Annotated in this window: 9 protein-coding genes and 1 pseudogene; 2 read left to right on the forward strand and 8 right to left on the reverse strand. The window is 32.2% G+C overall.

Going from position 1 to position 7,379, the window contains the following annotated elements:
• Positions 1–65: 65 nt before the first annotated feature.
• The 4 genes from AJ936_RS08370 to AJ936_RS08385 all read right to left on the reverse strand — a co-directional run bounded on the left by AJ936_RS08370 (position 66) and on the right by AJ936_RS08385 (position 3,091).
• Positions 66–293: a hypothetical protein gene (locus AJ936_RS08370; RefSeq protein ID WP_002822505.1), complete on the reverse strand. Its 228-nt coding sequence runs from the start codon at positions 291–293 to the stop codon at positions 66–68.
• A 10-nt stretch (positions 294–303) separates the two neighbouring features.
• Positions 304–1,755: a DUF3373 family protein gene (locus AJ936_RS08375; RefSeq protein ID WP_070274377.1), complete on the reverse strand. Its 1,452-nt coding sequence runs from the start codon at positions 1,753–1,755 to the stop codon at positions 304–306.
• Between the two features lie 145 nt (positions 1,756–1,900).
• On the reverse strand, positions 1,901–2,374 hold the full coding sequence (locus AJ936_RS08380; RefSeq protein WP_044780073.1) for a peptidylprolyl isomerase: 474 nt from the start codon (positions 2,372–2,374) through the stop codon (positions 1,901–1,903).
• 9 nt (positions 2,375–2,383) lie between these two features.
• Positions 2,384–3,091, reverse strand: coding sequence for a YebC/PmpR family DNA-binding transcriptional regulator (locus AJ936_RS08385; protein ID WP_060667367.1), 708 nt, complete (start codon positions 3,089–3,091; stop codon positions 2,384–2,386).
• A 105-nt stretch (positions 3,092–3,196) separates the two neighbouring features.
• Between AJ936_RS08385 and AJ936_RS08390 the strand changes: the two genes are divergently transcribed.
• Together AJ936_RS08390 and AJ936_RS08395 are read left to right on the forward strand one after the other, a co-directional pair.
• Positions 3,197–3,538: a multidrug efflux SMR transporter gene (locus AJ936_RS08390; protein WP_002861885.1), complete on the forward strand. Its 342-nt coding sequence runs from the start codon at positions 3,197–3,199 to the stop codon at positions 3,536–3,538.
• On the forward strand, positions 3,538–3,846 hold the full coding sequence (locus tag AJ936_RS08395; protein ID WP_002861886.1) for a multidrug efflux SMR transporter: 309 nt from the start codon (positions 3,538–3,540) through the stop codon (positions 3,844–3,846). Before AJ936_RS08390 ends, AJ936_RS08395 begins: the two co-directional genes overlap by 1 nt.
• Positions 3,847–3,863: 17 nt before the next feature.
• On the opposite strand, the gene argS is transcribed toward AJ936_RS08395, so the two are convergent.
• The 4 genes and pseudogenes from argS to AJ936_RS10625 form a co-directional block, all read right to left on the reverse strand.
• The gene (gene argS / locus AJ936_RS08400; RefSeq protein WP_002870472.1) at positions 3,864–5,456 is read right to left on the reverse strand and encodes an arginine--tRNA ligase; all 1,593 of its coding nucleotides are present in this window, start codon (positions 5,454–5,456) and stop codon (positions 3,864–3,866) included.
• 11 nt (positions 5,457–5,467) lie between these two features.
• On the reverse strand, positions 5,468–5,707 hold the full coding sequence (locus AJ936_RS08405; protein WP_002852866.1) for a twin-arginine translocase TatA/TatE family subunit: 240 nt from the start codon (positions 5,705–5,707) through the stop codon (positions 5,468–5,470).
• A gap of 1 nt (position 5,708) precedes the next feature.
• On the reverse strand, positions 5,709–6,326 hold the full coding sequence (gmk, locus tag AJ936_RS08410; protein ID WP_070210295.1) for a guanylate kinase: 618 nt from the start codon (positions 6,324–6,326) through the stop codon (positions 5,709–5,711).
• Positions 6,327–6,328: 2 nt separating this feature from the next.
• Positions 6,329–7,379: pseudogene (locus AJ936_RS10625) on the reverse strand (highly acidic protein); the annotation flags it as partial.

Here is a 7,379-nt window from a genome sequence, read left to right on the forward strand (position 1 = left end):
AGAAAATTTTAAAAAATTGTAGCTTAAAAGATTAAACAGTAAAAAGCGGTTTTACACCGCTTTTTTTATTTACCTGCAACTGAAACTTGATTTGGATTGTCCGCTGCACGAGCGATCATGCACTCTTTTAAAACAGCAGCATCAGCTGGATCGCTAACTTTTTTATTAATCCAGCGTTCAACTTGTTTCATTGTTTTTGACTCTGGCTCTGGAGCTTCGTATTTTGCCATCAAACTTGCACAATCAGCCAAAGCAATGATAGGTAATAAACTTGCAAAAAGTATTTTTCTCATCTTTTGCTCCTTAGAATTTTACATTATACATTAACATGATATTATCAGCTCTTGCTTTATCTTTTTTCGCTCCACCAAATGGTAAGCCACGATTACCCCATTTATTTTGGATATTGGTATAGCTTAAGCGTAAGAATTGATATCTATCAAGTTGATAAATCACATAAACATCGTGAGCCGTTCCTCTTGTCATTCTTATATTAAGTGGATCGTTGATACTTGGACGGCTCATAGTATACCAGTATCTACTTCCCCAGAAGAACTCATACCCCACTTTTAAAGCCTTGGTAAAATCATAGCGTCCGCCCACATGCACAGCATAGCCGTCTTCTTCATTAAACTTGCCATTATAACCTTGCTTCTGAAGAATTGCGCTTAATGGCAAACTTAATTGATTGTTGTTCCCGTGAGAATAACCTAAAGATAGAAAATAATTAAAATTCGTTCCAAAAGCTTTATAATTTTCAAAATGAAGATTTGCTATAGTTAAATCTCCTAAATTTACCACACCATCATCATCAAGAATAGTAGTAGTACCGGCACCACCAACAGGTGGTAAAGCAATTGGACCATTGTTAAGCGGCAAAGCAAAATCACTTAAATATGCAATATTAAATAATATTAAATTATCTCCCATGCCTTCTATAGGAAGCTCTCCTTCTACTGCAGCATAGTAAAGATTTGCATCAGCATCTTTTTGATCGCTCATCCAGTCTCTTACCTTGCCTTCTTCATCCCATTGATAAGTTTTACCGTAAGCTGCACGGATAGCCACCTTATGATCTTGCAAACTTTCAGGCTTATAAGTGATCACTGCTGCATCACCTAGAGCATTGATCGCTAAGGCTGGATAAGTTGATTGTCTTAAAGCATTGTTTCTAAGATTACTTCCTGGACCATCGGTTCCTGGCTGTCTTCCTATGGTTGCAATCCACTCAGGTGTGATATAGTAGTCAAGATAAGCTCTATCTACATAAAGCACAGGCCCACTTGATCTTGTGTTTCTTCCTGCATCTAAGTCATAAGGACTTCCACTCCAACCCATTTGAGACCAGTTTTTAGCCATAGATAAACGACCATAGAATTTGGTTTTATCATTAATATCAGCATTCATATTTAAATGAAGCTCATTCATCCATTTGTTGTTAGCACTATAATCTTGTCCGCCAACTTTATAGTTTGTATTTGAAACCGCTGTTGAAAACTCAAGTCCAAATTTAACCTTGCTTAAAGCAGCTTGAAATTCTGTTTCATCAGCTCTATCGTTAAGATCAGCAAGTTCAGCTTTTACAGCTTCATTTTGCTTAGCTTGAGCTTCTCTTTCTTTTCTGATTTGTGCAAGTTCAGCTTGAATTTGTGCAAGCTGTTTTTGAAGCTTGGTTATTTCATCATCTGTATTTTTAGCAAAAAGTGAAGATGAAAGAAGACAAGCACTTAAAATAAGTGAAAACTTAGTTTTCATAATCATAACTCCTTGTAATTTTGTTACATTTCACTGAAATAAAATTATAATTATAGAAAAAAAAGCTTTAAAAAAAATTATGTGTTAATTATTTTTAGCTAGTCAAATTTTATGACTAGCTTTACATTATAAGATTTAAATTTAATTACAAAATTTTTATATCTAGAATTTTATCTCCTTGGCGTATAGAGTCTAAAACTTCCAAACTTTCTTCATCTTTTGGATCAATTTGCCCAAAAACAGTATGAACCCCATCTAAATGAGCTTGAGGGCTGTGACAAATGAAAAATTGGGATCCACCCGTATCGCGTCCTGCATGCGCCATAGATAAGGTTCCACGCTCATGTTTATGTTCTTGATCATCACATTCACAAATGATTTCATATCCAGGCCCACCTATACCATTGCCGTGTGGACAACCCCCTTGTATGACAAAATTTGGGATCACACGATGAAAATTTAAATCTTTATAAAATCCTTCATTAGCCAAAGTAGCAAAATTACAAACCGTTTGTGGAGCCTCATCACCAAAAAGTTTTAGCTTCATTGTGCCTTTTTCAGTTTCTATAAGAGCAAATTTGTATTCATTTACTTTGCTTGTGTCAATTGTTTTTATCATATTTTCTCCTTAATCTATATTTGTATAAACAGCTTGAACATCATCATCATCTTCTAACTTATCTAAAAGTTTTTCTATATCACTAAGCTGTTCTTCGCTAAAGCTTACAGGATTGTTTGGTATATACTCAAGTCCTGCTTTTTTAAGAACTAAACCCTTAGTTTCTATAGCAGAGCTTAGCTCACCAAAAGCAGTATAATCACCGCTAATTACCAACTCTTCTTCATTTTGTTCTAATTCTTCAAGCCCTGCATCGATCAAATCAAGTTCTAATTCTTCTAAATCTCCTGCAAATTTTTCAAGATGAAAAACCGCTTTTCTAGTAAACATAAAGCCTAAAGATCCATTTTGCAAAACTTCTCCACCATTTTTACTAAAAATAGCTTTTACATTAGCCACGGTGCGTGTAGGGTTATCACTCATACATTCAACTATAACCAAAGCTCCATGTGCAGCTTTTCCTTCATAATGAATGTTTTTAATATCTGCGCTATCTTTTCCGCTCGCACGCTTAATAGCCGCATCTATATTATCTTTTGGCATATTATTTGCTTTTGCTGTAGCCATAGCACTTCTTAATTTTGGATTCATATCAGGATCAGTGCCACCTTCTTTAGCAGCTACTTGTATGGCTTTAGCAAGCTTAGGAAAAAGCTTACTCATTTTATCCCATCTAGCCTCTTTAGAAGCTCTTCGGTATTCAAATGCTCGTCCCATAAATTCTCACTTTCTTTAAAGATTTTCAAACTTAAAAGTATAAACTAAAAAGGCTAATTAAAGCTTTAAATGGTATGATTTTACCATTTATTTTAGGAGAAGTTTTTGAATATCGCAAAAAAAGAACTTTTTGTTGCTTGGTTTTTCTTGATTGTTGCTATTGTATTTGAAGTTTTAGGTACTAGTTTTTTAAAAATGGAAAATCAAATTTTAGGCTATATATTTATGGCTTTATTTATAGCTTTTTCTTATTTTTTTATGGGCAAAGCGATTAAAAAAATTCAAGTAGGCATAGCCTATGCTGTATGGGAACTTTTAGGGATTATTCTTATACTTTTAGTTTCTTTTATAGTTTTTAAAGAGAGTTTAACCTTAACTCAAATTCTAGGCATTGTTCTTTCTATCGTTGGAATTATCATGATTAATATAGGCGAGGTTAAAGAATAATGTATATTTTTATCATTGTTTTATCAGCATTCTTAGATATCATAGCAAATTTATTGCTAAAAAAATCAGATGGTTTTAAGCATAAAATTTGGGGCTTGGCTGCGATTGTCAATGCTATACTTGCTTTTTTTCTACTTTCTTTTTCTTTAAAATACGTTCCTTTAAGCATAGCTTACTCAACTTGGGGTGCTATAGGCATCATAGGAACTTGTCTTGGTGGATGGATTTTATATAAAGAAAAATTAAACAAAATAGGAATTTTAGGCATCATTATCGTAATAATAGCAGTATTTTTACTAAATTATTAAAACAGCAAAATGCTGTTTTAATGTTCCATTTTGTTTTTCGCTTCAATACCCATTAAAGAAAATGCGGTTTTAATACTAAGAGCAACTAAAGAAAATAATTTAAGCAAATCATTTTCATTTATAGAACCTACAACTTTATTTTCATTGTAGAATTTATGAAAATTTGCAGCTAAATTTTTAAGATAATCAGGAATTTTTTGCAAAGCTCTAGCCTCAAAAGCATCGTTTAAAATAGCTTTTAAATTCAAAGCTTCAAAAAGTAAATTTACACCATCTTGATTTAAACTTTGTAAATCAGCTCTCATTACATCATCGATTTTTTTACCAGCTTTAGCAAACACTTGATGAATTCTAGCGTGTGCGTAGTTGATATAATACACAGGATTAGAACTATCTTCTTTTTGCAAATCACTAATATCAAATTCCAAATGAGTATCGCACTTTTTACTCAAAAAGATATAACGCAAAGCATCACTTCCTATTTCATCAATCACATCGCTCATCAAGATAAAATTTCCTGCTCTTTTACTCATTTTATAAGGCTCTCCATCTTTAAGCAAGGAAACCATTTGTGCTAAAATAATCTCAAGATTATTAGAGTCAAATCCCAAAAACTCCATCGCAGCTTTCATTCTAGGGATATAACCATGATGATCTGCTCCCCAGATATTAATACACTTGCCATAACCACGACTCATTTTATCCTTATGATAAACAATATCTGCTGCCAAATAAGTCCCGCGTCCATCTTCACGGATAATTACCCTATCTTTTTCATCACCTTTTTGCGAAGAAGCAAGCCAAATTTTACCTTCTTGCTCGTAAATTCCTTTATGTTTTTTTAAAGATTCTAAAGTTGCATTTAAAGCGTCATAATACGATCTCTCGCTTACATAGCTGTCAATTTTAATCTTTGCTTGTTCTAAATTTTGTTTAATCAAAACAAGCATTTTATCTTTTGCCCAATCAGCTAAACTAGGGATATTTTCTTCACTAAAAAATTCTTTACCAAATTTTTCAAAAGCTTCTTTTGCCAAATCTGCTATATACTCGCCTTTGTAATATTGCTCTGGATATTCAACATTTTCATGAAGTATATTTTCTTTCACACTTAGTAAAATAGAAAGCCCTAGTAAATAAATTTGATTACCCGCATCATTGACATAGTATTCTGTATCAAATTTATAGCCCAAATGTCTTGCAAGTCTTGTTAAGGTGTCTCCAAAAACAGCGCCTCTTGCATGTCCTATGTGTAAAGGTCCGGTAGGATTTGCACTCACATATTCAAGCAAAAAACTTTCTTGTTTTTTTTCTCCTTTAGTAAAATCATTTGGATTTGCTAAAGCTTGATTTGCAAGTTCATTTAAAAAAGTTTTGGAAATTCTAAAATTTAAATACCCATTTACAGCTTCAACCGATTCAAAGCAATCATGATTTTGAAATTTGCTCGCTAAGTCGCTAGCAATCAACATAGGAGATTTTTTTAATTCCTTAGCCAGTGAAAAAGCCAAAGGGGTAGCAAAATGTGCTAAATTTTTATCCTTTGGATTTTCAAGTGTAAAATCACACTCTAAAATCTTTTTAATTTCATTAAAAATAATACTTTTCAAAAGACTAAACCTTAAGCTTTTTTTGTTTCGTCTATACTTGCATCAGCATTTGTATTATTAGTTGTGTTTTTGTTTTCTTCTATTTTTTGAGTATTTTTTGCTACTTCATCATCATTATTCATTTCATCTTTAAAAGTTTTAATACCTTTGCCTAAACCCTTTGCAAGTTCTGGAATTTTTTTTGCTCCAAAAAGCAATACAACAATCAATAAAATAATCAACCAATGACTTGGACTTGACCAACCACCCATTTTATTCTCCTTCATTCCAAATATTTTGAATTTGTCCTAGATTCTGCCCTTTGGTTCTAAATTTATGGGCAATTAAAATCGCTCGCAATGCTTCATAACTTCGCCTTAACTCATCGTTAATGATAAGATAATCATACTCACTAAGCTCTTTCATTTCATCACTAGCGTTTTGTAATCTTTTTTCTAGTTGTATTATTGTATCAGTATTTCGCTTAATAAGTCTTTTTTTTAACTCATCTTTATTTTTTGTAGTAATAAAAACAGAAACAATCTTATCAGCCATTTTTTTTCTGGCTATTTTAAATCCTTGCACATCAATATCAAAAACAACTATTTTTCCATTATCTAAAGCATCTTGAGTGTGCTTTAAAGAAGTGCCATAAAAATTTTCATGCACCTTAGCCCATTCTAAAAAATGATCACCATCTATACCTTTTTGAAATTCTTCATGGGATATAAAATGATAATGTATTCCATTTTTTTCGCCCTCTCTTGGTTTGCGAGTTGTTGAAGAAATAGAAAAATAAAGCTCATCTTCAAATTCATCAAAAAGTTTTTTTAAAAGAGTTGATTTTCCAGCTCCACTAGGACCTGAAATCAACAAAATAAAACCTTGCAATTTTAATCCTCTTTAAAACTAATGTTTATATTTATGTTCATATTCATACCCTTAAGAGCAGCTTTTAAGGTATCATCCTTAATACTTGAAGTGATCGCTCCTACTATGCTTTGGCTAAGCTCATTAACTATTTCTTCACCATTATCATCTTTAGTTGCATTACTTACTATAGACTCTTCATTTTTTTCTACAATTTCCTCTCCAAGAGCTTCTTGTATATCACTTTCTTTCAATGCATCAAAATCACTTATATTTAAATTTGGCACAACCACTTCCTCTTCATTTGTTCCTAATTCTTTATCGTTTAAAATTGGCTCATCTTTAAAATCTTCTAAAACCTTGCTACTATTATCACTATCAATACCATAATCAAGCTCATCAAGTTGAGCTAGTTCTTCTTTAATCTGATCTTGAGTGCTCAAATTTGAAATAAAATCATCCATTTCATCTTGAACATCTTCTTCCACAACAGGAGCAAACTCCTCTAAAATTTCCTCTGATTCTTCATTATCTTTTGCTTGACCTAAAAATTCAGCATCCTCAGGAAGATCATCAAAATCCATTTCTTTTTCTTGCTCTTCGACCACAGGAAGATCATCAAAGTCGCTTATATTAGCTTGTAATTCTTTGTTATCTTCTAAATCTTCATCATTTTTATCATCTAGTTCATCTAAACTAGGCTCAGTATCCAAAGCTGTATGTTCTTGGCTTAAGTCTTCTTTTTCGTTTTTGCCATCTTCTAAAGTTAAATCTAAATCAGTTTGAGTGTCTTCTTGAATCTGTTCTTTAGTTGTTTCTTGTTCTAAATTTTCATCTTCTAAATTTTGAACTTCTAAAGCTTTGTTTGCATTATCATCTTGAGATTCACTAAGCTCTTCTTGCATTTCTAATGCATTTGTTTTAGAATCGTCTAATAATTCTTGCTTTTCTATTTCTTCATTTTTATCATCTTCTTTGATTTCTAAATCTTCATCATTTTTATCATCTAGCTCATCTAAACTAGGCTCAGTATCCAAAGCTGTATGTTCTTGGCTTAAGTCTTCTTTTTCGTTT

It is taken from the genome of Campylobacter sp. BCW_6877 (genome assembly GCF_001762445.1).
GTDB classification, from domain to species: Bacteria; Campylobacterota; Campylobacteria; order Campylobacterales; family Campylobacteraceae; genus Campylobacter_D; species Campylobacter_D jejuni.